General features: G+C 75.1%; 21 protein-coding genes. 7 read left to right on the top strand and 14 right to left on the bottom strand.

Annotation, left to right across the window (positions count from 1 at the left end):
* Positions 1-42: 42 nt before the first annotated feature.
* Positions 43-573, bottom strand: coding sequence for a MarR family winged helix-turn-helix transcriptional regulator (locus tag ACWGJO_RS08480; protein WP_452182753.1), 531 nt, complete (start codon positions 571-573; stop codon positions 43-45).
* A gap of 192 nt (positions 574-765) precedes the next feature.
* Between ACWGJO_RS08480 and ACWGJO_RS08485 the strand changes: the two genes are divergently transcribed.
* The gene (locus tag ACWGJO_RS08485; RefSeq protein ID WP_452182754.1) at positions 766-2,304 is read left to right on the top strand and encodes an MFS transporter; all 1,539 of its coding nucleotides are present in this window, start codon (positions 766-768) and stop codon (positions 2,302-2,304) included.
* On the opposite strand, the gene pth is transcribed toward ACWGJO_RS08485, so the two are convergent.
* The 4 genes from pth to ACWGJO_RS08505 all read right to left on the bottom strand — a co-directional run bounded on the left by pth (position 2,282) and on the right by ACWGJO_RS08505 (position 5,099).
* The gene (gene pth, locus ACWGJO_RS08490) at positions 2,282-2,932 is read right to left on the bottom strand and encodes an aminoacyl-tRNA hydrolase (RefSeq protein WP_452182755.1); all 651 of its coding nucleotides are present in this window, start codon (positions 2,930-2,932) and stop codon (positions 2,282-2,284) included. The two genes, ACWGJO_RS08485 and pth, sit on opposite strands and share 23 nt — an antisense overlap.
* Before the next feature lie 156 nt (positions 2,933-3,088).
* Positions 3,089-3,868 (bottom strand): DUF305 domain-containing protein, encoded by a 780-nt coding sequence (locus ACWGJO_RS08495; RefSeq protein WP_452182756.1) that lies wholly within the window; start codon positions 3,866-3,868, stop codon positions 3,089-3,091.
* On the bottom strand, positions 3,865-4,530 hold the full coding sequence (locus tag ACWGJO_RS08500) for a DUF3105 domain-containing protein (RefSeq protein WP_380547876.1): 666 nt from the start codon (positions 4,528-4,530) through the stop codon (positions 3,865-3,867). Before ACWGJO_RS08500 ends, ACWGJO_RS08495 begins: the two co-directional genes overlap by 4 nt.
* Before the next feature lie 101 nt (positions 4,531-4,631).
* Positions 4,632-5,099 carry a hypothetical protein gene (locus tag ACWGJO_RS08505; protein ID WP_452182758.1) on the bottom strand — a complete coding sequence of 156 codons (468 nt, stop codon included), beginning with the start codon at positions 5,097-5,099 and terminating at the stop codon, positions 4,632-4,634.
* A 400-nt stretch (positions 5,100-5,499) separates the two neighbouring features.
* Here ACWGJO_RS08505 and ACWGJO_RS08510 point away from each other — a divergent pair, with 400 nt between their 5' ends.
* Complete coding sequence (locus ACWGJO_RS08510; protein ID WP_452182759.1) at positions 5,500-7,260, top strand: protein phosphatase 2C domain-containing protein; 1,761 nt, start codon at positions 5,500-5,502, stop codon at positions 7,258-7,260.
* Between the two features lie 101 nt (positions 7,261-7,361).
* On the opposite strand, the gene ACWGJO_RS08515 is transcribed toward ACWGJO_RS08510, so the two are convergent.
* The 4 genes from ACWGJO_RS08515 to ACWGJO_RS08530 form a co-directional block, all read right to left on the bottom strand.
* A complete protein-coding gene (locus ACWGJO_RS08515; protein WP_452182760.1) occupies positions 7,362-7,961 on the bottom strand; it encodes a TetR/AcrR family transcriptional regulator in 600 nt (199 codons plus the stop codon).
* Between the two features lie 76 nt (positions 7,962-8,037).
* Positions 8,038-9,087: an agmatine deiminase family protein gene (locus ACWGJO_RS08520; RefSeq protein ID WP_452182761.1), complete on the bottom strand. Its 1,050-nt coding sequence runs from the start codon at positions 9,085-9,087 to the stop codon at positions 8,038-8,040.
* 35 nt (positions 9,088-9,122) lie between these two features.
* Entirely contained in the window at positions 9,123-10,844 is a 1,722-nt protein-coding gene (locus ACWGJO_RS08525; protein ID WP_452182762.1) for an urease subunit alpha, read from the bottom strand.
* Positions 10,841-11,551 carry an urease subunit gamma gene (locus ACWGJO_RS08530; RefSeq protein WP_452182763.1) on the bottom strand — a complete coding sequence of 237 codons (711 nt, stop codon included), beginning with the start codon at positions 11,549-11,551 and terminating at the stop codon, positions 10,841-10,843. The genes ACWGJO_RS08525 and ACWGJO_RS08530 overlap by 4 nt, the downstream gene beginning before the upstream one ends.
* Positions 11,552-12,254: 703 nt before the next feature.
* Between ACWGJO_RS08530 and ACWGJO_RS08535 the strand changes: the two genes are divergently transcribed.
* Entirely contained in the window at positions 12,255-12,629 is a 375-nt protein-coding gene (locus ACWGJO_RS08535; protein ID WP_452182764.1) for an ATP-binding protein, read from the top strand.
* 323 nt (positions 12,630-12,952) lie between these two features.
* Positions 12,953-15,382: a SpoIIE family protein phosphatase gene (locus tag ACWGJO_RS08540; protein ID WP_452182765.1), complete on the top strand. Its 2,430-nt coding sequence runs from the start codon at positions 12,953-12,955 to the stop codon at positions 15,380-15,382.
* Positions 15,383-15,445: 63 nt separating this feature from the next.
* Here ACWGJO_RS08540 and ACWGJO_RS08545 read toward each other — a convergent pair whose 3' ends face one another.
* From ACWGJO_RS08545 to ACWGJO_RS08565, 5 genes are all read right to left on the bottom strand, one after another.
* Positions 15,446-16,543 (bottom strand): DUF2637 domain-containing protein, encoded by a 1,098-nt coding sequence (locus ACWGJO_RS08545; RefSeq protein WP_452182766.1) that lies wholly within the window; start codon positions 16,541-16,543, stop codon positions 15,446-15,448.
* Between the two features lie 214 nt (positions 16,544-16,757).
* On the bottom strand, positions 16,758-17,681 hold the full coding sequence (locus ACWGJO_RS08550) for a (2Fe-2S)-binding protein (RefSeq protein ID WP_452182767.1): 924 nt from the start codon (positions 17,679-17,681) through the stop codon (positions 16,758-16,760).
* 162 nt (positions 17,682-17,843) lie between these two features.
* Positions 17,844-18,611, bottom strand: a complete 768-nt coding sequence (locus ACWGJO_RS08555) for a hypothetical protein (RefSeq protein ID WP_452182788.1) — start codon at positions 18,609-18,611, stop codon at positions 17,844-17,846.
* A gap of 350 nt (positions 18,612-18,961) precedes the next feature.
* A complete protein-coding gene (locus ACWGJO_RS08560; RefSeq protein ID WP_452182768.1) occupies positions 18,962-19,810 on the bottom strand; it encodes a hypothetical protein in 849 nt (282 codons plus the stop codon).
* A gap of 174 nt (positions 19,811-19,984) precedes the next feature.
* Positions 19,985-20,602 carry a nucleotidyltransferase family protein gene (locus ACWGJO_RS08565; protein WP_452182769.1) on the bottom strand — a complete coding sequence of 206 codons (618 nt, stop codon included), beginning with the start codon at positions 20,600-20,602 and terminating at the stop codon, positions 19,985-19,987.
* 130 nt (positions 20,603-20,732) lie between these two features.
* Here ACWGJO_RS08565 and moaA point away from each other — a divergent pair, with 130 nt between their 5' ends.
* The 3 genes from moaA (at position 20,733) to ACWGJO_RS08580 (ending at position 24,301) form a co-directional block, all read left to right on the top strand.
* Positions 20,733-21,752, top strand: a complete 1,020-nt coding sequence (moaA, locus tag ACWGJO_RS08570) for a GTP 3',8-cyclase MoaA (protein WP_452182770.1) — start codon at positions 20,733-20,735, stop codon at positions 21,750-21,752.
* Between the two features lie 142 nt (positions 21,753-21,894).
* Positions 21,895-22,665: an HNH endonuclease family protein gene (locus tag ACWGJO_RS08575; protein ID WP_452182771.1), complete on the top strand. Its 771-nt coding sequence runs from the start codon at positions 21,895-21,897 to the stop codon at positions 22,663-22,665.
* Between the two features lie 70 nt (positions 22,666-22,735).
* Entirely contained in the window at positions 22,736-24,301 is a 1,566-nt protein-coding gene (locus ACWGJO_RS08580) for an alpha/beta hydrolase (protein ID WP_452182772.1), read from the top strand.
* Positions 24,302-24,344: the final 43 nt, after the last annotated feature.

Here is a 24,344-nt window from a genome sequence, read left to right on the forward strand (position 1 = left end):
CCGGGGACGGTAGCGGCGGGCGAACGCGGCGGCCAGTGGTTTTCACCCGGCCGCGGGCTCCTGGGCGGGTGCCGGCTCGGGTCCTGTGCCCGGCTGTGCGAGGGCGCGGGCGAGCTGTTCCAGGCCCGGCAGGGCGTTGACGACCGCCGCGCGGTCGGCGGGGTCGAGGGTGCCGAGCGCGGTGGCGATGCGGCGCTCGTGGGCGTGCTGCCAGTCGTCCAGCTGTCGCCGGCCGGCCGGGGTGAGGGCGATCCGGGCGGTGCGGCGGTCGCCGGGGTCGGCCTGGCGGTCCACGAAGCCGGCGTCGAGCAGCTTCCCGACCAGTCCGCTGACGGTGTTGGGTGCGAGCCGCTGCCGTGCGGCCAGCTCGCCGACCCGCAGCGGCGCGGCGGCCAGTGTCTGCAGGAGTTCGACCTGCGCCATCGGCAGGGACTCCCACGGGTAGTCGGTGCGGATGCTGCTGCGCAGCGCGCGGCGCAGCCGGGTGACGGTGTCGGTCAGCTGCCGGGCGTGCTCGACCGCCGGGTCGGGGCCTGCGGTGGCGGGGTCGGGAACGTGTGGTGACGACGGCATGGCGGACAGCGTATCGCCTGGTACGGGGCGGTTCGGCGGCCGGTCGGGGCCCCGGGGCCGTGCCGTGTCGCGGCTCTGTCGCAGGCCCCGCCGCGGGCGTCCGTCCGGCACCGTCCGTACCGTGGGACACATCCTGTCGTGGAACGAGCTGCTCGTAGAGAGAACATATCTGTATCCGATATATTTGTACTCATGAACGCCACCGCCCTCGCCTCGCGGCTGCTCACCGAGCGGCCCCGGCCGCGCGGCATAGCCGGCTGGCGCCATGCCCACTGGCTCGCCGTCGGCACGGTTTGTCTCGGCGCCTTCCTCGGCCAGTTGGACGCCAGTGTCATCGCCCTGGTCTTCCCCGCCATCGGCCGCGACTTCGACGCGGGCTTCGCCGCCGTCGAGTGGGTCGCCCTCGCCTACCTGCTGGTCCTGGTCGCCCTGCTGGCCCCGATCGGCTGGCTGTCGGACCTGGTCGGCCGCAAGACGATGTACATCGGCGGCTTCGCGGTCTTCGGCCTCTCCTCGCTCGGCGCCGGATTCGCCGGCGGGCTCTGGGTGCTGGTCGGCTGCCGCGCCGTCCAGGCGGTGGGCGCCGCGATGATGCAGGCCAACAGCGTCGCCCTGGTCGCGCGGGGCGTCCCCGAGCACGCGATGCGGCGCGCGCTCGGCATCCAGGCCTCCGCCCAGGGCCTCGGCCTGGCGCTCGGGCCCAGCCTCGGCGGGCTGCTGGTCGAGCACGCCTCGTGGCGCTGGGTGTTCTGGGTCAATGTGCCGATCGCGGCGTTCGGCATCCTGGCCGGCTGGTTCCTGCTGCCCCGCACCCGGGCGGCGGGCGCCCCCGCCGCCGTACCGGGCCCCCGCCCTGCGAACTCCCCCGGGGGGGAAGCCCACCGCGCCGAGGGCCGTCGAAACGATGCCCACCGCAACGATGCCCACCGCAACGATGCCCGCCGGACCGTGACCCGGCGGACCGCGACCGGCGACGCCGCCCGCTTCGACCTGCCCGGCCTGCTGCTGCTCACCGGGGCGACCACCTCGCTGCTGCTCGCCCTGTCCACCGCCTCAGGCCTGCCCCTGCCCGGCTGGGCGGTGGCAGCCCTGCTGCTCGCCTCCGCCGCCCTGACCCTGGCACTGGTGCGCCAGGAACGGCGGGCCGCCCGGCCGATCCTGGCGCCCGGGCTGATCAACACCCCGGGCGTGCGCTCCGGCCTGGCGGTGGGGCTGATCGGCTATCTGCTGCTGTTCTGCCCGCTGGTGCTGGGCCCGGTGCTGCTCACCGGCGCCGGGGTGTCGACGGCCCACGCGGGCCTGGTGATCACGCTGCTGCCCGCCGGGTTCGCGTTCGCCGCGACGGTCGGCGGCGGGCTGCTGCCCCGGGGCTGGTCGGACGTGACCAGGTGCCGCTGGGGTGCGCTGCTCGCGGCCGGCGGGCTGCTGCTGTTCGCCCTGCTGCCGGCCTCGGACGCGGCGGTGGCCCCGCTGCTGATCGCCGGTTACGGGCTGGGTCTGCTGCTGCCCGCCAACAACGCGCTGGTGATGCGGGCGATCCCGGCGCAGTGCTCGGCGGTCGGCGGCGGCATGGTGAACACGGCCCGCAGTCTCGGCACGGCGCTCGGCATGGCGCTGTCCGTCCTTGGTGTCCACCTGGCGGGCGCCGAGTCCGGTGGGCGGACGGTATTGCTCGTCCTCGCCGCCGTCGCCGCGGTGGCGGCGCTGCTCACCCGGCCCGTCCGGGCTTGAGGGGCGCGGGGCCCCGCTGTCGCGCGTCGGTACGGGCGTGCGGGGGCCCCGGTGCGTTCAGGGCGTCCTGGGCGCGGTTCAGGCCGCGCCGCACCAGCGTCTCCAGAGCTTCCGCGCAGCGGTCCAACTCGCCCGGCATGGCGGCCAGTTCATCCTCCGAGAACTTCTTCAGCACGAAGTCCCCGACGCTCTGGCCCTTCGGTGGACGTCCGATGCCGAACCGCAGCCTGACGAAGTCCCGGGTGCCGAGCACCTCGCCCACCGAGCGCACCCCGTTGTGGCCGCCGGGGCCGCCGCCGCGCTTGAGCCGGGCGGAGCCGAAGGCGAAGTCCAGGTCGTCCTGCACCACCACCAGCCGCTCGACCGGGACGCCGTGGCGGCGCAGCAGCGCGGCCACCGGGCGGCCGGACAGGTTGATGGACCACCACAGCGGCTTGGCCAGCAGCACCCGGTGGCCGTCGACGGCGATCTCGGCCACCAGGGTGGCGATCCCGCGCCGGCGGAACCGGGCGCCGTGCCGTTCGGCCAGCCGGTCCACGGCGAGGAAGCCCGCGTTGTGCCGGGTGAGCCGGAACCACGGGCCGGGGTTGCCCAGGCCGGCGATCAGCCAGGGGGCGTCGGGGGTCATGCGAGGGTTCTCCGGAGGGGTGGGGGGAAGACGGCGGACGGCCGGGGACACGCGGGACCTGCAGGACCTGTAGGACCTGTAGGACGTGCGGGACCCGGGGACACCCGGACCCGAGGGACACGTACGAGCCGCAGGGCGAGCCCGCGGAACGAGCACTCAGGAGGCGGGCACGCCGGGCTCGGCGCCGCGCTCCTTGAGCATGTCGGTCATCAGCTGGAGCTCGGAGGTCTGGGCGACCACCATCGATTGCGCGAGCCGCTTCTCGGCATCGTTTTGGGCCTTGTCGACGTAGCCCTGGGCCATGTCGACGCCGCCCTTGTGGTGCTCGATCATCAGCTGGAGGTAGTACACCTCGGCGTCCCGCCCGCTGAGCGTGCGCAGCTTCGCGATCTGGGTGTTGGTGGCCATGCCCGGCATCAGCGAACCGTCGTGGGCCTGGTACTCGTGGCCCATCTTCATCCACGCCATCGGCGTGGCGGTCGAGTGCTGGGGCAGCCCCCACTGGTCGAGCCAGCCCATCATCATCCCGCGCTGGTTGGCCTGGGTGTTGATGATGTCGAAGGCCAGGGTGCGGGTCGGCTCGTCGGCGGTGCGGTCCCGGACGACGAACGACAGGTCCACGGCCTGCTGGTGGTGGGTCGCCATGTCGCGGGCGAAACCGGCCTCGGGGGAGTCGTTCGCGGGGACGGACAGCGTGGACGAGCCGGACGCCGAGGTCCCGCTCGCCACCAGGGCCGGCACCCCGAGTGCCAGCGCGACGGTGGCGGCCAGCGCGGCCGGCCACCACATGCGGCGGCGGCGCGGGGCCCCCACCTCCCGGACGCCGTCCGCCGCGGCGTCCACGGCCTCCATGGCGCCCGCGCCGTCCGCGCCGTCCGCGCCGTCCGCGCTGTCCGCCGTCACGGCCTCGCCGGGGCGGCCCGCGTCGGCGGTCACATCTGCCCCATGGTGCAGGAGGCGCCCGGCTCCTGGGTCTGCTTGCCCTGGACGTACTTGGTGAAGAACTGCTCCACCCGCGGGTCGCTGGCGCTGTCCACGGTCAGCTGGGTGCTCCAGGCGTTCAGGGTGATGGTGCCCTGTTCGTCCGGGTACGGGCTCATCAGCGAGTACGGGGTCTTCTTGACTCGGTCGGAGAGGGTCTTGACGTCGTCCGGCGTGGCCTTGCCGTTGTACGTCACCCAGACGGCGCCGTGCTCCAGCGAGTGGACGGCGCGCTCGTTCTCGACCGGCTGGTCGTAGACGTGGCCCATGCAGTCCAGCCAGATCGCGTTGTGGTCGCCGCCGACCGGCGGAGTCATCGGGTAGGTGACCTTGTCCTTGACGTGGGTGCGGCTCAGCTCGCCGAAGGTCTTCACGCCCGGGATGTCCGCGCTGGCGGCGGTCTCCTTGTCCTTCTTCTTCTGGTTCTGGTCCATGACGATCCAGGTGCCGGTGGCGATCGCACCGATCACCAGCACGCCGGCCGCCACCGAGGCGACGATCTTGTTGCGGCGGTCGCGGCGCTGCTCGGCGGCGCGCAGCTCGGCGATCCGGGCGCGGCGGTCGAGGCCGTCCTGCTTGCCGCCGGGCTTGTTGGACTGCTTGGAGGCGGAACCCATGATGGTCGTCCTTGTCCCCGCCGCACCGGTCGGTGGCGGCGGTCAGCTGGTGTGAGAGGAGAAACGGATCCGTCGGCGGCTGCGCCGGCGGTGGGTTCCACTCAGGACCGGTGGACCTGGAGTTCGTGCAGATCGGGCACCGGGTGCGCGCCGTCGAGCAGACCGGTCGGCACCACCCGGGGCAGCGCCTCGGGCGCGGCCGGGGTCAGCGGTGACACGGCGGGTTGCGGCTGCGGCGGCGGGTTCGGCAGCTGGGCGTCCTGCGAGCAGTACGGATGGCTGGAGCAGCCGTTGTTGTGCGGGGGCTGGCCGTCGGCGGTGCAGAGGATCCAGTGCCCCTGCTCCTCGGCCGTCCGGTGGTGGTCCGAGGACTTCGCGGACTCGGTGACCTTCGCGGCGTGACCGGTGTAGGAGGAGTGCCCGGTGGCGACCTGGACACTGACCACACTGACGACGGTGACGGCGCTGACCGGAGCAGCGTGCGGCGCCGGTTGGCCGGAGCCGTCCACCGCCTTCGCCTGGCCCGAGCAGGGCAGCAGCGTCAACAGCGTGACGAGCAGCAGGACCAACAGCCCACCTGCCGGGCGGCCCGCGGACGCGGCCCTCCCCGGTCGGGGCGAACTGGGGGCCGACGCGGTCATGCGCACATTTAATCAGCCGAACGAGTGATGCGATGCCCCCCATCGGCCCTCATTTTCGGGGGCCCGCACACCCGGATGGCCAGGAAACGCCCTGCTCCGGACACATCCGGCAAGCACGGACGGAACGGGAGCGGACGACCGGGCGACGCCACCGCGGACGGCCTGGTGAACCGCCTGGTGAACCGCCTGGTGAGCGCGGTGGCCGGGATGTTCCGGTGGGTGACCGGTTGTCGCCGAAACCCGGACAGGGTCGTCGCAGGTGGAGAACAATGTCGTCAGCCCGGCCCGCCGGGGGCGGCGCGACCACGGAACGACCAGGAGCCGCCAGATGAGCAAGCAGGGTGCACCCGCACAGCCGCACCGGCCGGACGACGGTTGGTGGGATGCCGTTTACGACGGTCCGACGGGCACCCTCCCGGACACCCCGCACGCCGACCCGGGGGACGGCAGCGTGGACGACTGGTTCGACACGGCGGCCGGGCTCATCGGGCAGCAGCGCTCGGCGGACCCGGACCCGGACCCGGACCCGGAACCCGAGCCTGAGCCTGAGCCCGAGCCTGAGCCTGAGCCGGAGGCGGCCGTAGCGGCTTGCGGGGAGCACGACGGCGCGGCGGGTTCTGAGGGCTCGGAGCGCTCGGCAGGCCGGGACAGCATCGACGACTGGTTCGACACCGCAGTCGGCGTGATCGGCGGAGCGGAGGGGATCGGGCGTCAGCGGACCTCCACGGAGACCCACCGGTTCCCGGCCCCCGACTTCGCCGAGGAGGCACCGAAGACGGCGCACGCGCAGGACCCGGAACAGGACCCGGAACCCGCACCCAAACCGGAACCGGAACCGGAACCGGCACCGGTACCCGAGCCCGAGCCCGAGCCGGAACCCGAGCAGGACCCGGACCCGGACCCGGTCTCGCTGGAGAAGCCCACCCCGCCGCCCGCCCCCGAACCGGCGCAGCCGGATCCCGAACCCGCCGTTGCCGAGGAGCCCGAGCACCCCGAGGAACTGGTGCCGCTGGGGGAGGCGGAGAAGTCCGAGCCCCCCGCCCCCGCCCCCATCTCCGCTCCCGAGCCCGAACCCGTCCATGCCTCGGAACCCGACCCGGAGCCCGTGGCCCAGGCCGCCGCCGTCCCCGACCCCCGCCTGGCCGTCCGTGCACCGCTCGCCGACGGCGGCGCCGCGGTCCCGCACGTCGGCGAGCGCCCGCCGACCTACGGACCCGAGCCGACGGCCGTACCCGAGGCGGACCCGAACGCACTGCGCGCGCTCGTCCCGGACACCGTGCTGGACGGCGCCCAGTACGGTCCGTCCGTCCTGCGCGCCGCCTCCGTCCGGGGCGACTCCGCGCGCTACCGGGGTGAGCCGCGCCGCGACTCCCTGCTGGTCACCCGGTTCGGCGAGGGCCCGGACGGACTGCTGCTCGCGGTCCTCGGCGGCTTCGACCGTACGGGCGGAGCCGCGGAGGAGGAGACGGTCACCCCGGAGGCGATCGCGGCCGCCAGCGGGGAGGCGTGCCACCAGCTCGCCACCGCGATCGGGCGCAGCCGGGCCGGCCTGGCCGCGGACCTGTGCGACGGTGCCCGCGACCGGCTCCGCTACGGCCTCCAGCGCCTGGCCACCGGTGCGGCCGCCCCGCTGCGCGCCCTGGCGCCGCAACCGGAGGGGGACGACACCCCGTCCCCGGCGTCGCTGCACTGCCTGATGGTGTCGCTGGACCCGGAGGCCGGCTACCGTGCGGCCTTCGGCGTCGGTCCGGGCGGGCTCTACCTGCTGCGCTCGGGGCACTGGATCGACGCCTACGCGGCCCGGCTGCTGCACCACCCGGACGGTCAGCCGCCGCTCCCCGAGGCCCCGGTGCCCGGCCCGCGCCCGTTCCGGTTCCGGCTCGTCCCCGCGACGCCGGGCGACATCCTCCTCCTGTGCACCCCGGGCCTCGCCCGGCCCATCGCCGACGAGCCGGCCGTCGCGCACTTCCTCTCCACCCACTGGGCCCACCCCCACCCGCCGGGCACCGTCGACTTCCTCCGCCAGGTCCAGGTCCGCGCCAAGGGCTACGCCGACGACCGCACGGCCGCCGCCATCTGGACCGAGTGACCCCGCACGTCCCACCCCAACCCGCCCAACGACCAGATCCGGCCCCACCCCCGCCCCGCGCGTGTGAAGTCGGCCGGGCCGACTTCTCACGCGGGCAGGGTTCAGGTGCGCAGGAGGATGCCGGTGACGGCGGTGGCCTGGGTGAGGGCGGCGGGGCGGTGGGCGTCGGGGAGACCGATGGCGATGGGGACGGCGAGGCCGTCGAGCAGGGCGCGGATCTGCTGGGCGCGGTCGGCGGCGGGGCCGGGGGTGAAGTGGCCGGCGGCGGCGCCCTCCTCGATGAGGGCGACCAGGTCGGCCTGCCAGGGGGCCTCGATCTCCTGCTGGCCCTGGCGGATCTCGGCGCTCGCGGGGGAGCGGCCCCACACCTCGACCCAGAGGATCCAGCGGGGGTCGCCCGCGCCCTCCGGCAGGTAGAGGCGCAGGTAGGCGTCGAGGCGCTGCCAGGGGTCGAGGGTGCGGTCGGCGAGGGCCTCGCGGCGGCGGGCGCCGAGCTGCTCCTCGCTCCAGCGCAGGGTTTCCAGCAGCAGCTGGTCCTTGCTGCCGAAGTAGTAGAGCAGGTGCCCGGCGCTCATCTGGAGCTGTTTGCCGAGCCCGGCCATGGTGAGTCCGGCGAGCCCGTGTTCGGCGATCGCGGCCCGGGCGGTGGCGAAGACCTCCTCGCGGGGGCGGGCCGGCCGGCGCGGGCGGGGGTCGGCCATGTGCGGGTCTCCTCAGTGGAACGGGGCTTCGGAAGCCGTCCGGGCGGGGGCGCGGTGCCCCCGCCCGGACGGGGCGTCAGAGCGCCTTCGGCTGCTGCTGGGTGATGCAGTGGATGCCGCCGCCGTTCGCGAAGATCTCGCGGGCGTCGACGAGTTCGACGGTGCGGCCCGGGTAGGCCTCGGCGAGGATGGCGGCGGCCTCCTGGTCGCGCGGGTCGTCGAAGGCGCACAGGACGACCGCGCCGTTGGCCACGTAGTGGTTGATGTAGGAGTAGTCGACCGGCTCGCCGTCCTCGTCCAGCAGGACGGTGGGGGCGGGCAGTTCGACGACCTCCAGAGGCCGGCCCCGGGCGTCGGTCGAGGCGCGCAGCACGGCGACCAGTTCGCGGCAGACCTCGTGGTCCGGGTGCGAGGGGTCGGGCTGGACATGGGCGACCACGACGCCGGGGCGCACGAAGGAGGCGACGATGTCGATGTGTCCGCGGGTGCCGAACTCGTCGTAGTCGCGGGTGAGTCCGCGCGGCAGCCAGATCGCCTTGGTGGTGCCGAGGAAGGCGTGCAGCTCGGCCTCGACCTCCTCCTTGGTCCAGTCGGCGTTGCGGCCCTCGCCGAGCTGGACGGTCTCGGTGACCAGCACCGTTCCGTCGCCGTCGACGTGGATGCCGCCGCCCTCGTTGATCAGCCGGGAGGCGAAGCGCTGCACCCCGGTCAGCTCGCCGATGTGCTCGGCGATGTGCTGGTCCTTGTCCCAGCGGGCCCAGGACTGCGCGCCCCAGCCGTTGAAGATCCAGTCGGCGGCGGCCAGCGAGCCCTTGCCGTCGATCAGGAAGGACGGGCCGATGTCGCGCATCCAGGCGTCGTTCAGCGGGCGCTCGACGATGTCGACCCGCTCGGAGACGTACTTGCGGGCCTCCTCGGTCTCACCGGTGTTGACGATCAGCGTCACCGGCTCGTACCCGACGATGGTGTCGGCGACGGCGGCCCAGGCCTGGCGGGCGGCGTGCAGCTGCTCGGGGCCGTCGAAGGTGGGGTTGGTGGTGGGGAAGGCCATCCAGGTGCGCTCGTGCGGGTGCCACTCGGCGGGCATCCGGTAGCCGAGGGAGGCGGGTGTGGGGGTGGTCATCATCGAGTCCTCAAGAGGTCTGGGGCCTTGGCGGGGGGTCAGAGGAAGTAGAGGCGGCTGAGCGAGACGCTGTCCGCGGGTTCGGAGCGCAGTGGCGAGCCGTCGAGCGAGACCAGCCCGGTCTCGGTGACCTCGACGTGGCCCACGCGGGTGTTGCGCACCATGTCGCGCGGTCCGATGCCGCGGGTGCCCCGGACGCCGACCCTGCGACGGCGGGTGGGCAGCCCGTCGGCGGCCCGGTCGAGGTACGCGCCGTCGGCGGCGGCCCGGGCGACGAAGGCCACCGAGATGTCGGCGGCGGTCGCGCCGTGGGCGCCGAACTGCGGCCCCAGGACGAGCGGTTCGCAGCGGTCGGTGGAGGCGTTGGGGTCGCCGGTGACGCCGTACGCGGGGAATCCGGCCTTGAGGACCAGCTGCGGCTTGGCGCCGAAGTGGTCCGGGCGCCACAGCACGATGTCGGCGAGCTTGCCGATCTCGATGGAGCCGACCTCGTGGGAGAGGCCGTGGGCGATGGCCGGGTTGATGGTGAGCTTGGCGATGTAGCGCAGCACGCGCTCGTTGTCGTCGCCGCCCTCCGTCGTGCCGTACGAGCCGGTGCCGTCGAGCGGGCCGAGTTCGGCCTTCATCTTGCCGGCCACGGCGAAGGTGCGGCGCATCGTCTCGCCGGCCCGGCCCATGCCCTGGGCGTCGGAGGAGGTGATGCCGATGACCCCGAGGTCGTGCAGGACGTCCTCGGCGCCCATGGTGCCGGCCCGGATGCGGTCGCGGGCCATCGCGGCGTCGCCGGGCAGGTCGACCTTGAGGTCGTGCGCGGAGACGATCATGCCGAAGTGTTCGCCGAGGGCGTCGCGGCCGAACGGCAGCGTCGGGTTGGTGGAGGAGCCGATGACGTTCGGCACACCGGCCATCTTGAGCACGTTGGGGACGTGTCCACCGCCGCAGCCCTCGATGTGGAAGGCGTGGATGGTCCGGCCCTCCAGCACCTTCAGGGTGTCCTCGACCGACAGGCACTCGTTCAACCCGTCGGTGTGCAGGGCGACCTGGACGTCGTACTCCTCGGCGACCCGCAGCGCGGTGTCCAGGGCGCGGGTGTGCGCGCCCATGTCCTCGTGCACCTTGAAGCCGGACGCCCCGCCCTCGGCCAGCGCCTCGATCAGCGGGGCCTCGTCGGAGGACGAACCGCGGCCCAGGAAGCCGATGTTGACGGGCCAGGCGTCGAACGCGTTGAAGGCGTGGCGCAGCGCCCAGGGAGAGTTGACGCCGACGCCCCAGACCGGGCCGAACTCCTGGCCGATGACGGTGGTGACGCCGGAGGCCAGCGAGGCCTCCATGATCCGCGGGGACATCAGATGGACGTGGGTGTCGACGGCGCCGGCGGTGGCGATCAGGCCCTCGCCGGAGACGATCGTGGTGCCGGTGCCGACGACCACGTCCACGCCGTCCAGGGTGTCCGGGTTGCCGGCCCGCCCGATCGAGGCGATCCGGCCGCCGATCAGGCCGATCGAGGTCTTGCGGATGCCCTGGATCGCGTCGATCACCAGCACGTTGCTGATCACGACGTCGCAGGTGTCCCGGACCGCGGCGGGCTTGAGGTGCAGGCCGTCGCGGGCGGTCTTGCCGAAGCCGGCCAGGAACTCGTCGCCGGGCGCCTGGGAGTCGGACTCCACGCGGACGATCAGTCCGCTGTCGCCGAGCCGGACCCGGTCCCCGGCGCGCGGGCCGTGCACCGAGATGTAGTCGTGCGGGGTGATGGACGTCACGACTCGACCTCCGCGTCGTCGAAGTGGGTGAGGTAGCCGGTGGCGCGGGCCTTCGCCAGGGCGGCCTCCTTCGCGCCGGGCGCGTCCAGCGGGCCGTCCACGAGCCCCGCGAAACCGATCGCGACCCGCCCGCCGCCGATCGGCACCAGGCCGACCTCGACGGTGGCGCCGGGGTCGAAGCGCACCGAGGAGCCGGCCGGGACGGCCAGGTGGGTGCCGTAGGCGGCGGCGCGGTCGAAGGCCAGCCGCGGGTTGGCCTCGAAGAAGTGGAAGTGCGAGGTGACCGAGATCGGTACCGCGGAGGTGTTGTGCACGGGGAGCAGCAGCGTCTCCTCGATCGGGTCGTAGCCGGCTCCGTCGCCGATCAGCGCACCGCCGGGGGCCTCGTCGCCGAGGGAGCCGGCGCCCTTGAACGGGTCGTTGACGACGGCGAGGCGGGTGCCGTCCTCGAAGACGGCCTCGACCTGGACGACGGTGACCACGTCCGGCACGCCGGGCAGGACGTCGTCGGCGGTCAGCACGGAGCGGCCGGCCTCGATGGCCTCGGCCAGGCGCCGGCCGTCGCGGGCGGCCTCGCAGACGGTGTCCGCGATCAGGGCGGTGGCCTCGGGGATGTTGAGGCGCACGCCCCGGGCGCGGCGGGCGCGGGCCAGCTCGGCTGCTGTGAAGATCAGCAGCCGGTCCCGCTCGGTGGGGGTCAGTCGCACGGTTCCTCGCTCGCGGTCGCCGGGGAGGGGGTCGGCTCGGGGGTCTGGGGGCCGCCAGGGGCAATGTTAGAACGTCGTTCAAACATCTCGGGTCATTGAACCCGCACCGGGCCGCCCTGTCCAGCGTTGCCGCTCCGCGGGGGTTCGGCTTGCTGGGCGGGGGATGGGGGTGAGGGACGGGACGTGGGCGGCGGGCCGGGAGGGTCCGCGGTCCGACGCCCGGACCCGGAGCCCGCCGCCCGGACCCGCCGCCCGGGTCGGCGCGCAGCGGTGGCGGGGCGGGGGCGCGCGGTCGGGCGCACGGTCCGTACGGGCGCCGGGTGTGCGCGGGATCGGGTGACGGCGCCCTCGAAAATCGCCTCTGCGCTTCGCAAACCTGTCCGGCGCGGGCAGTTGGATCACGCGAACCACCCCGTGCCCCTTTCACCCCACGTGATCGGACGCACACTGTTGCAAACGCCGTCAACTGGGCATGAGGATGAGTGGTCAGAACGAGGGGGCCACCCGGCCGGCGGGGGATCCGGAGGCGGGGGCCCGGATTTCAGGGCGGGGGCATGGGTTGATGGACGGTCAGTCGCGATTCCCGCGGCAGCGGACGAGTTCCGGCGACGCCTACCGGTCCGGGCCGGTCCAGGGGCCGACCGGCAGCGCCGGGACGACCCTGCCGGGTGCACCGGCTCCGGGTTGTGCCCTGCACCGGCGGTTGCACCTCACGCTCGATCCGGCGGACCTGGTCGGGGTGGGCGCGGTCCGGCGGCGGCTGCGTTCGGCACTGAGCCACTGGGGGGTGCCGGAGCTGTCCGACACCGCCGAGCTGCTCTCCTCCGAGCTGGTCACCAACGCGCTGCTGCACACGGGCAAGGGCGCGGTGTTCGACGCGGTGCTCGACTCGGACCACCGGCTGCGGATCGAGGTGCAGGACGGCACCAGCAGACTTCCCGGGCGCCGCCGCGGTCCGGAGGCCGAGTACGCGACCTCGGGGCGCGGCCTGCTGCTGGTGGAGGCGCTCGCGGACTCCTGGGGCGTACAGCTGCGCGGCGACGGCAAGGTCACCTGGTTCGAACTCGCCACGCCCTGATCCCGGCCACGGCCCGACGGCCCCGGGCCCGTCACCGGGGCCGCCGCCGGGGTCGTACGATTGTTCGCCGTCGATTGATTCGCTGTCGAAGGAAGCCCGGAACAGAAGGCGGAACGGAAGGTTTCCGGCCCGTTGGCATTGCCGCTCGGCCGAACATTGGCCAGGATGGTGGGAATGTGTGTCCACGTGCGGGAAGCAGCGGGGAGACCGAACCTCGACTGGCCACCGTCCGTCGCACCGTCCTATCCAGCACGACCCATCACACCGCCATGCGGCCCGTCCGGACGGTCGGCGCGGTCCGCCACGGCAGCGGCAGGAGCAGCATGCCCACTGAGCCCGAGTCGCCGGGGCCGGCACTTCCTCCCGGCGCGGCGCCCGCCGTCGAGCCGCGAACCGTGGAACCGCGAAGCGTGGAGCCGCGCACCGCCGACCCGAGAGCCGCCAGGCCGCGAGCGGTCGGACAGCGGGCCGTCGAGCCGCGCGTCGCCGAGCAGCCGGGCGCCCCGGAGCCGCGCACTGCCGGGCAGCCCGTCGCCGGCGCCACCACCACCGGGACCGGCCGGGCCCGGCCGCCCGCCCAGCCCACGCGCCGCGGCTCCGCGGTGCGCCCGTCGCCGAGCCTCGCCGCCGCCCGGCTGGCGCCCGTGCTGTCGGGCGGACTGCCGCCGTCCTCCGCGGACACCATGCCGGACTGGCTGGAGCCCGCGATGGCGGCCAACGGCATCGGCTCCTTCGACTGGGACATCCGCCGCGACGTCCTGGAGGGCGACCAGCGGGCCTGCACGATCGTCGGACTGGACGCCCTGGAGCAGGGTCGCTTCGACCGCACCGCCGCCTCCTTCCTGGCCCTGCTGCACCCCGAGGACGCGCCCGTGGTGCGCCGCCGGGTCGAGCGCGCGGTGGCCGAGCTGGGCCAGTGCGGCGCCTACTACCGCACGGTCGGGGCGAAGGGCGGCATGCGCGCGGTGCGCTTCCGCGGCCGGGTGCTCGCCGACGCCTTCGGCCGGGCCTCCCGGATGGTCGGCTTCGTCTGGGACGCCACCGTCGAGCTGCACAAGCGGGACCACGCCGACCGGATGGCCCTGCTGCGCGAGGAGCGCTCCCGGTTCATCAAGGAGGCGGCGCGCGCCCTCTCCGAAGCCGTCACCGTGCGTGACGTGGCCCGGGTGTTCACCGAGCTGCCGCTGCCCGGGCTGCCGCCGGACGGCCTGGTGCTGGCCTCCTTCGAGGCCGGCCGGGCGCAGATCCTCGGGGCCTCCGGCTACCGCGCCGACACGCTGGCGGTCTGGGACCGCACCGTGCTGCCGCCCGGGCACCCGGCGGCCGAGGCGCTGCGCCACCGTACGCCGGTCTTCGTCTCGACCCGCGAGGAGTTCCGCGAGGGCTACCCCGAGGTGTGGGAGCCGACCAGCCGCAGCGGCCGGGGCTCCTGGGCGTACCTGCCGCTGGTGGCGAGCGGCCGGGCGATCGGCGTGTGCGTGGTCAGCTTCGACGACGAGCGCGAGCTCGACGCGGACGAGCGCACCCTGCTCACCACTCTGGGCGGGCTGGTCGCCCAGTCGCTGGCCAGGGCCCGGCTGCACGACGCCGAGCACGAGCTGGCGGCCGGCCTCCAGCGGGTGATGCTGCCGCGCACCGTCCCGTCCGTCCCGGGGGTGACCACGGCGGTGCGCTACCTCGCGGCCGGCTCCGGCCTCCAGATCGGCGGCGACTGGTACGACGTGGTGCCGCTGCCCGGCGGACACGTCGGCCTGGTGATCGGCGACGTCCAGGGGCACGACGTGCACGCCGCCGGGATCATGGGCCAGCTGCGGATCGCGCTGCGCGCCTACGCGGCCGAGGGCCACCCGCCCGCCGCCGTGATGGCCCGCGCCTCGCGCTTCCTCGCGGACCTCGACACCGACCACTTCGCGACCTGCGCCTACGCCGAGGTCAACGTGGACTACGGCGTGGTCTACGCCGTCCGGGCCGGCCACCTCGACCCGGTGGTGCGCCGCGCGGACGGCACCGCCGCCGTGGTGCCGGTGGCCGGCGGGCTGCCGCTGGGCATCGACCCGGACCAGGAGTACCGGGTCACCCGGTTCAGCCTGGACCCGGGCGAGACCGTGCTGCTCTGTACGGACGGCCTGGTCGAGGCGCGCGGCATGGACCTGGACGAGGGCGTCGCCCGGCTCACCCGGGCGCTCGCCCGCCCGCTGCCGGACGCCGCGCAGGCCGCCCGCGACCCGCTGGAGGAGCTGGCCGACCGGATCGCCTCCCAGGCCGCCGACTCCAACGAGCGCGAGGACGACATAGCGCTGCTGCTCCTGCGCTGGGACGGCCCGGCCGGCGGCCTGACCGCCCAGCAGCTGCGCCGCCGGATCGGCCAGGCCGACCTGGCGCGGGTGGCCGAGGTGCGGGCCGAGCTGCGCGACGCGCTGCGCCGCTGGGGCGTGGCCGAGTTCATCGACACCGCCGAGCTGCTCTCCTCCGAGCTGGTCACCAACGCCATCCGGCACACCGACCGGGACGCCATGTTCACCGCCCGGCTCTACCGGGAGCCGGAGGCGGACGGCGGCCGGGCCCGGCTGCGGGTCGAGGTGGAGGACGAGTCGGACCTCTGGCCGACCCGCCGGACGCCGGGGGAGCAGGCCTCCTCCGGGCGCGGGCTGATGCTGGTGGAGGCGCTCGCGGACTCCTGGGGCGTGGAGCCGCGCGGCACCGGCAAGCGGATGTGGTTCGAACTCAGCGGGACGGCGGCGGCAGCGGCCTGACCCCCGTTCGGTTCCGGCTCCCCGGGGAGGCGGCGCGCCGCCCGGGGGCCGGGCCCGAGGGGATCAGCCGAACTGCTGCTCCAGGTCCTTCAGTTTGCGTTCCAGCGAGTCCAGCCGGGGCAGGGTGACGGTGTCCTCCTCCATGGTGAGGTCGATGGTGCGCCGCTCCGGACGCGCCGGCAGGCCCGGCTGGACGACCGCGCCCTCGGCCGGCGCCACCTCGCGCGGCGCGGCGGCCCGCTCCACCCCGGGACGTTCGGCCCGGACCCGCTCCGCCGCGGACCGTTCCACCCCGGGACGCCCCGCTCCGGGGGCCACGGCGGGCTCCGGGCCGGCCTCCGGCCGCCGTGCCGTCGCACCGCCGACGCGCCGCCAGGCGCTGTTGGAGCGGTTGATCGCCCGGATCTCGGCCCGTTCCCGGCGCCCCGCCAGCTTGCGGCGCTGCTTCTCGACGGTGCGCTCCCGCCTGTCCTCGCGCACCTCGTCGACCGCCTCGTCCAGGCTGCGGACGTTCTCCAGCAGCATCAGCGACCAGGCCGCGTAGGTCTCGCGCGGGGCGCGCAGCCAGCGGACGATGCGGATCTGCGGCAGCGGGCGGGGGACCAGGCCCTGTTCGCGCAGCGCGGCCCGGCGGGTCTGCTTGAGCGCCCGGTCGAAGAGGATCGCCGCCGAGAGGGACATGCCGGAGAAGAACTGCGGGGCGCCGGCGTGGGTCAGCCCGCGGGGGGCGTGCACCCAGTTGAACCAGGCCGAGGCGCCGGCGAAGAGCCAGACCAGCAGCCGGGAGCCGAGCGCCGCGTCGCCGTGGCTGGCCTCGCGGACGGCGAGTACCGAGCAGAACATCGCGGCGCCGTCGAGCCCGAACGGGACGAGGTACTCCCAGCCGCCGGACAGGCCGAGGTTCTGCACGCCGAAGCCGACCAGGCCGTGGAAGGAGAGCGCGGCCGCGACGCCGGCGCAGCAGAACAACAGGGTGTAGGAGGCGCCGCCGTACAGGGATTCCTTGCGGCGGCGCCGTTCCTCGGAACGTTCCCAGGAATCGGGGCCGGCGGTGGAGGAGGTGGCCCCCCGGCTTCGGAGCAGGGCCACCAGGAGTGCGCTGACCAGCAGTCCCACGACCGCGGTGATCGCCCATCCGAGCGGTATGTCGGACAATTTCATCGCCGGAACCGGCCTCGCTTTCCTGCGTCGCTTTTCTGCGCCGTGATGGCGGGGACCATCATGGCGGATTGCGCGCGGAGGAATGGCCGATTCGCCGTCAATGCGCTGAGGAGAGGGATTTCTGACCCGGTGACCATCGCATGGTCATAGGAATGCGACGTGGGTTTTTCCAGGAATGGCGGGCTTTTCGAACCCGATGTCGAACGGCTTTTCGTCAACGCCGCGTGACGCGCGGGCAGCCGCCGCACATGTCCCTCGGATCGGCGGTGTAGACGAGGCAGCAACTGGCCCGGGACCGGTCCGGGGGCGGGGCGCCCTCCGCCCCGGGCGCCGGGGGCGCGAAACCGGCGCCCGGGGTGAAGGGCGTCGGGGCCGGGGCGGGACGGTCGTCCGCGCCGGGCGTGTGCGCGGGGTCGAGGGCCCCGCCGGGCGCCAGCAGCGCGGTCAGTTCGGTGCGCGCCCGCTCCTGCTCCCCGAGCAGCCCGCCCGCGTACCAGAGCCCCTCCACCACCGCGTCGGTGGCCATTGCCCAGAGCACCCGGGGTCCGCGCCGGGCCTCCGGGCCGAAGGCGGTGAGCACCGGGGCCAGGAAGGCGCCCAGGGCGGACCGCAGGGCGGCGGCCAGCGCCGGCTCGTCCGGCACCGTCCGGGCCTGCCCGGAGCCGGCCGCCCGGTCCTCCGGCAGGCAGGCGAACTCCGCCGCGCGGACGGTCAGTTCGACCGCGTCGGGGCGCCTGCGCAGCGCGACGTCCCGCGGGGCGAGCAGCGGGACGCGCCGCTCCAGGAACCACGGCAGCGTGAACAGCAGCGAGACCGGCCAGACGAAGCGGTGCAGCCCGAAGCCGGCCGCGACGTCCGGGCGCAGCGGCTGCCCGTAGCGGGCGAGGCCCTGCCGGGCGTCGTGGGCGATCAGCTCGCGCACCGCCTCGGGGCGGGTGGTGAGGTCGGCGGCGGGCAGCCAGCCGTCGCGGCGCCGGGGCGGGGCGCAGCGCACCGTCAGAACGGGGGTGAGTCCGGACAGCCGGTGGTACGAGGGGGCGCCCGGGGTGGTGGGGGCGGGGGCGGGGACGGCGGTGCGCGTCCCGCTGGTGCGGGGGACCCGCGGCCTGGGGCCGGGCCGGGTGCTGCTCGCGGTCATGGGCGGCCCCATCGGGTCGACCGGGGCGCCCATGGTCCGTGCCCGGCGGTGCCCGGCGGCACGGGCCCGTCGGACGCGGCCGGACCGGGGCATGGCGGTGCCCGGGGAACGGCAAGGCGACCTGGCCGGGGTACTGCTCCCCCCGGCCAGGTTAGCCTCACCTTAGCTGATCGTTCCTCCGGTCTCGCTCGCGATGCGCCCGTCCGGGGGAGGCCCCGGCGCACGGGAGGCGGCCAACTGGCGCGCGAGCCAGACCGGGACTCCGCCCAGGCCGGCCACCAGCCGGGCCGCCTCGGCCCGCAGCCGCGCGGCCTCGGGCGGCTCGGACACCTCGGCGAGCGCCGCGAGCGCCGGTGCCACCCCCACCGTGAAGCCGAGTTGCTCGCGCAGCCGCAGGGAGGCCTCGAAGCCCTCCCGGGCGTTCCCGCGGTCCCCGCGCGAGAGCGCCAGCGCGGCCAGGTGCCGCCAGGTGTACGAGCGCAGCAGTTCGTCCCCGCGCTCGCCGGCGCCCTCGTGCGCCCGGCGGTAGGCGATCCACGCGGCGCTGCGGTCGCGCAGCAGGTTCTCGGCCACCAGTCCGCGCCGGAAGTCCAGCAGCGGGCGGCCCGGGGCGTCCGGCGGCAGCAGCGCCGAGGTGCGGCCGAGGGCGGCCTGCGCCTCGTCCAGCCGGTCCCGCGGGCCGAGCACGCTCGCCACGTACGCGAGGAAGCCGCGGGCGCAGGCGGCGGCCGCGCGCTGCTCGGTGCCGGAGGCCAGTGCCTCCGCCAGGCGCAGCGCCTGTTCCGCCTGGGTCCAGTGCGCCGCGGTGAACAGGCACTGCTCGATGAGGAGTTCGGCCCGCCCCAGGGCCGCTTCCGGGTCGTGCTCGGCGGGCGGCCGCAGCAGTTCGGCGGCCTCCTGCCAGCACCCCCGGGACCTCAGCCGCCACACGGTGTCGCCCGGCTCCTCCGCTGCCGCCCGCTCCCGCTCCTCCGGGCCGCTCGGGTTCCATCCGTGCTCCGACAACGCCACCTCCTTGTGTGCGCCATCCGGCAAGCGCGCGGACCTGCCCCTGAGGCCCTGCCGCCACGACCCGCACGCATGGCGACGACAGGGCGAAAGGCCCGCGCTGTGGCCGCAATTCAACACGGGGGTGAGCTTGTGCACCAGATCACGAGCGAAGGTTGTTGCTTTTGGAGGAAAAATGATCTAGGGGTGCGCACGGGAGGAGACGCCGGAGGAGACACGGGAGGGGGAGGTGGGGGCGGAGGTGGGGGCGGCCCGGCGGGCCGCCCGGCGGGTCAGGAGGTCCAGCCGGTCTCCATCAGGGCCTCGGCGGCGCCGTTCGCGGGCTGCGGCACACCCGCCAGGTCCAGGCTGAACAGGGCGACCAGCAGCTGTTCCCCGCGCACGGTGGCCTGGTGCGAATAACCCGCGAGGGTGAACATCGCGGCGGCCATCTCCTCGGCGTGCAGGGTCTGCAGCCAGAGGCACTCGACCGCCTTCACGTCGGCGGGCTCGGTCCAGGTGTCCACCTGGGCGACCATCCGGCTGCCGAGCAGGGTGACCCCGTCGCGCTCCTGGGCCTCGGTCAGCTCCAGGTCGTCGAAGCCCAGCCACTCCAGGTAGCGGGCGGCGGTGAACACCGCGTCCTGCGAGGTGCGCACCGGATGGGGGCGGAACGGCGCGCGGTGGCGGAACGGGCGGGGACGGCCGGCCGAGGGCGGTGCGGGCGGGGCCGGGGCGGGCGCGTTCATCGGGTGGGCCGGGTACGGGCGGGCGGCCTGCGGGCCGGGGGCGGCGAGCGGGGCGGCGGTGCCGCCGCCCAGCCGGGTGGCGCGGTCCACCGGCAGCCGGACGGTCGCGCCGCAGTTGCAGGTGAACTCGGGCTGCGGCCACTGGTCGGAGCGGCCGCAGTGCGGGCAGCGCATGCTCAGCCAGGAGTCCTCCCAGGACCGGAAGCGCACCTGCACCGGCACCCCGCCGCGCAGCAACGGCACCTTGAGCGAGGCCCCGCACGGGCAGGGGAGGGAGGGCGGTTCGTAGAGGTGCTCGCGGCGGCAGGCGGGGCAGCGGATCGCCCGGGCGCCACCGCCCGGCCCCGGCCGCGTGGGGTCGTGTCCGGTGAAGTCGTCGGGCAGTCCGGCCATCGCGGGCTCCGTCCGTCGGGGGCGGGTGGGTGGGACGTTTCCCATGCTCCCCGAAATGTCCGGCGCCGGGCGCGGAATGAGGCAATCCTCAGGGACGGATCAGGGAATCCTGCCCGCTCGGGTGGGGGCGGAATCCTCCCCGAGGGGGATGTCCGGCGGGCCGGACCGGGACGTTCACCCGGCGGACCAGCGGGCCAGGTCGGCGGGGGTGTCGAGGTCGTCCGGGGCGGCGACGTCGGCGCACTCGACCAGGACGAGCTCCGCCGCGTGCGCCGCCAGCAGGGCGCGGGCCCCGGCGTCGCCGCGGGCGCCCGCCGACGCCTCGGCGAAGTGCCGGGCGCCGATCAGCACCGGGTGCCCGCGCCGCCCGCCGTAGGCCGCCGCGGCCAGTTCGGCGCCCGCCCGGTGGGCGGCCAGCAGCCGGGCCACCGCGGCCGGGGTGACGCCCGGGGTGTCCACCAGCATCACCAGCGCCGCCGTGGCGTGCGGCGGCAGGGCGGCCAGGCCGGCCCGCAGCGAGGAGCCCATGCCCTGCGCCCAGTCCGGATTGCCGACCAGCCGGCAGCCCGGCAGGTGCGCGGTGGCCCGCACCCGTCCGCCCTGCGCGCCCAGCACCACCGTGACGTCCGCGCAGCCGCCGGCCCGGACCACCGCCACCGCGTGCTCCACCAGCGGCCGGCCCCCGTACCGGAGCAGGGCCTTGGGCCGCCCGCCCAGGCGCCGCCCGCCCCCGGCGGCCAGGACCAGGGCGGCGACCGGGCCCGGTCCGGCGGGTGTCGGCGCAGTCTGCATGGGGCCAGCCTGCCCGGTCGGGGCCGGGGCGCGCATTGTGGGAAGCCACAACGGGAAGCCGCGCGCGGCGGCCGCGGCCCGGCGGTTCGGCCGCTGGCCGGGCCTGGCCCGGGCCCCCTGTACTGGGGCGATGAACACCGCACCCCCACCCGTACCCGGGGCCGCGCCCCGCCCGCTGGTGGACCGCTTCGGCCGGGTCCACACCGATCTGCGGGTGTCGTTGACCGATCGCTGCAACCTGCGCTGCACGTACTGCATGCCCGCGGAGGGGCCCGCCTGGCTCGCGCGTGCCGAGGTGCTGGGGGACGACGAGGTCGTGCGGCTGGTGCGGATCGCGGTGGAGCGGCTGGGGGTGCGCTCGGTGCGGCTGACGGGCGGGGAGCCGCTGCTGCGGCGGGGGCTGACCGGGCTGGTCGGGCGGATCGCGGCGCTGGGCGTGGAGTTGTCGCTGACGACGAACGGGATCGGGCTGGCGCGTACGGCCGCCGGGCTGCGGGAGGCGGGGCTGGGGCGGGTGAACGTCAGCCTCGACACGCTGCGCCCGGAGCGTTTCGCGGCGATCACCCGGCGGGACCGCATCGGTGACGTGCTCGCGGGGCTGGCGGCGGCGAAGGCGGCCGGGCTGGGGCCGGTGAAGGTGAACGCGGTGCCGGTGCGCGGGGTGAACGACGACGAGATCGTGGAGCTGACCGCCTTCGCCCTCGCGAACGGGTACCGGATGCGCTTCATCGAGTCGATGCCGCTGGACGCGCAAGGCGCCTGGGAACGCTCGGCGATGGTGACGGCGGAGGAGATCCTGGCGTGCCTGGGGGAGCGGTTCGACCTCCGGCCGGTCGGCCGGGCCGGAAGCGCCCCGGCGGAGGAGTGGCGGATCGCCGGCACGGACGCGGTCGTGGGAGTGATCGCCTCCGTCACCCGGCCGTTCTGCGGTGGCTGCGACCGGGTGCGGCTGACCGCCGACGGGCAGTTGCGCGCCTGTCTGTTCGCGACCGAGGAGTCGGACCTGCGGGCACTGCTGCGCGGCGGGGCGGACGACGCGGCGATCGAGGCGGCCTGGCGGGTGGCGGTGGCGGGCAAGGGGCCCGGGCACGCCATCGGCAGCGCGCGGTTCGTCCGGCCCGACCGTCCGATGTCGGCCATCGGCGGCTGAACGCCCCGATGGGGCGGGGTGGCATGAGCGGGTGTGAGCTTCGACATGCTCCGGGCCGGCCCGTGGCGTCGGCTTGACCTGCTCTCGGGGTGGCTGATCTGCTGGTTCGCCGTCACCCCGCCCCTGATCCCGGGAGTTCTCCGTGCCCGCCCGCCGCACCACCCTGTCCGCCGCCACCGTGTTCCTGATATGCGCGCTCGCGCTGGTCGGCTGGCTGATCGGCGGCCGCGACCACAAGTCGACCGGTCCCAAGCCCGGTGGCGGCGCCGCCGCCGGGGCCACCGGCACCAGCCCGCTGCAGAACCCGGACGGCACCAAGCCCGGCCTGGCGCCGCTGACCACCTCCGAGGACCGGAAGGCCGGCCGGGACGTCATCGCCAAGGTCGCCACCGCCGCCGTCGGCACCAAGGACGGCTACGACCGCAACGAGTTCGGCCCCGCCTGGACGGACAACGTCGACGGCGTCCCGTTCGGCGGCAACAAGTGCGACACCCGCAACGACCTGCTCGCCCGGGACGGCACCGGCGTCGAGCACAAGGACGGCTCGGACTGTACGGTCACCGCGATGACCATCTGGGACCCGTACACCGGCAAGAGCGTCCAGTGGACCAAGCAGCAGGCCTCCAAGATCCAGATCGACCACGTGATGCCGCTCTCCTACGACTGGCAGATGGGCGCCAGCAAGTGGGACAAGGCCAAGCGCGTCCAGATCGCCAACGACCCGCTCAACCTGATCCCCGCCGACGGCTCGCAGAACGCCTCCAAGGGCGACTCCGGCCCGGCCACCTGGCTGCCCGCCGACACCGGGATCCGCTGCTCCTACGCGGTGCGCTTCGCCCAGGTCTCGCTGAAGTACCAGCTGCCCGTCACCGACGCCGACAAGAAGGCCATGCTCCAGCAGTGCGACGGCTGACGGACCGTCGACCCCGGCCGGGGGCGGGTGCGATGTGCTTCGGACGCAGGTCGGATGGTATTCGTGGGCGGTGCCCCCGATCACTTCACGGTTCCCCCGCTCGTCCGGGCGCGCCGTGCCCGCCCTCGCCGCCGTCCTCGCCCTCGCGCTGTCGAGCGGCTGCACGGGCGGTGCCGCCCGGCCTCCGCTGGACGAGCGGGTCGCCGCCACCGCGACACCCGCCCTGCGCGCGCTCTACGACCAGCACATCGACTGGCAGCCCTGCCCCGGCGACGACGGCACCGACCCGGACACGGCCGTCGTGCGGTGCGCCACCCTCAAGGTGCCGCTGGACTACGCCGATCCGGGCGGCCGCACCATCGACGTCGCTGTCACCGAGGTGCCCGCCGCGGACCGCGAGCACCGGCTCGGGGCCCTGCTGCTCAACCCCGGAGGGCCCGGAAACTCCGGTGTCAAGATGGTCCGTTGGGGCTGGAAGAACTATCAGGGGCCGCTGCACGACCGCTACGACCTGGTCGGCTTCGACCCGCGCGGCACCGGCGACACCGTCCCGGTCCAGTGCCTGGACGACTCCACGCGCGACGAGTGGGACGCCACCGACGACCCGGACTACGGCCGCGGCCGGGTCCTCGCCGAGGCCTGCGAGGCCCGGCACGCCGACCTGCTCCCGCACCTCGGCACCCGCGACACCGCCCGCGACCTCGACGTGCTGCGCGGCGCCCTCGGCGAACGCCGCCTGGACTTCCTCGGCTTCTCCTACGGCACCCACCTCGGCGCCCGCTACGCCGAGGAGTTCCCCGAGCGCACCGGCCGGCTCGTCCTCGACGGCGCCGTCGAGCACGGCGTCCCCACCGCCCGGCTCGGCATCGAACAGGCCGTCGCCGCCGAGGACGGGTTCCGGGCCTTCGCCGCCGACTGCGCCACCGAGGACGGGGACTCCTGCCCGTTCGGCCCCGACCCGGCCGCCGCCCCGCAGCGCCTCGCCCGCTTCCTCGACGGCCTGCGCGAGCGCCCGCTGCGCACCGCCGACGGTCGTACGCTCACCGCCGCGCTCGGCTGGGGCGCCGTGCTGGACGCGCTCGCCGACGGCCACCAGTCCTGGTCCGGGCTGCGCGACGCCATCGAACCGGCCGTCACCCGGGGCGAGGGGGAGAGCCTGCTCGCCCTCGCCGACAGCGTCTACGGACGTGGCGAGGACGGCCGCTACCAGAGCGTGGCCGACGCCTTCGCCGCCATCTCCTGCGCCGACGGCCCGCCGCCGCCCACCGACGCGGAACTGCGCCCGGCCCTCGCCGAACTCGCCGCCCGCGCCCCGCTGACCACCGGGCACGACCCGACGGGCACCCTGCTCGTCCCGGACTGCCGGGCCTGGCCGTACCGCTCGCCCGAGACGCCGCAGCCCGTCCGGGCGCAGGGCAGCGCGCCGGTCCTGGTGATCGGCTCCACCGGCGACCCGGTCACCCCCTACGCCTGGGCGCAGCGGCTGGCCGGCGGGCTGGAGCACGGCGTGCTGCTCACCCGGGACGGCGACGGGCACATGGCCTACTACCGGAGCAGCTGCGTCCGGGACGCGGTGGCCGCCTACCTGGTGGACGGACGGCTGCCGGAGGCGGGCACCCACTGCGCGACCGACTGAGGACGGCCGGCCGGGGACGGCGGAAGGGGGCGCGCCGCGCGAA

This window comes from Kitasatospora sp. NPDC054795, from assembly GCF_053611565.1.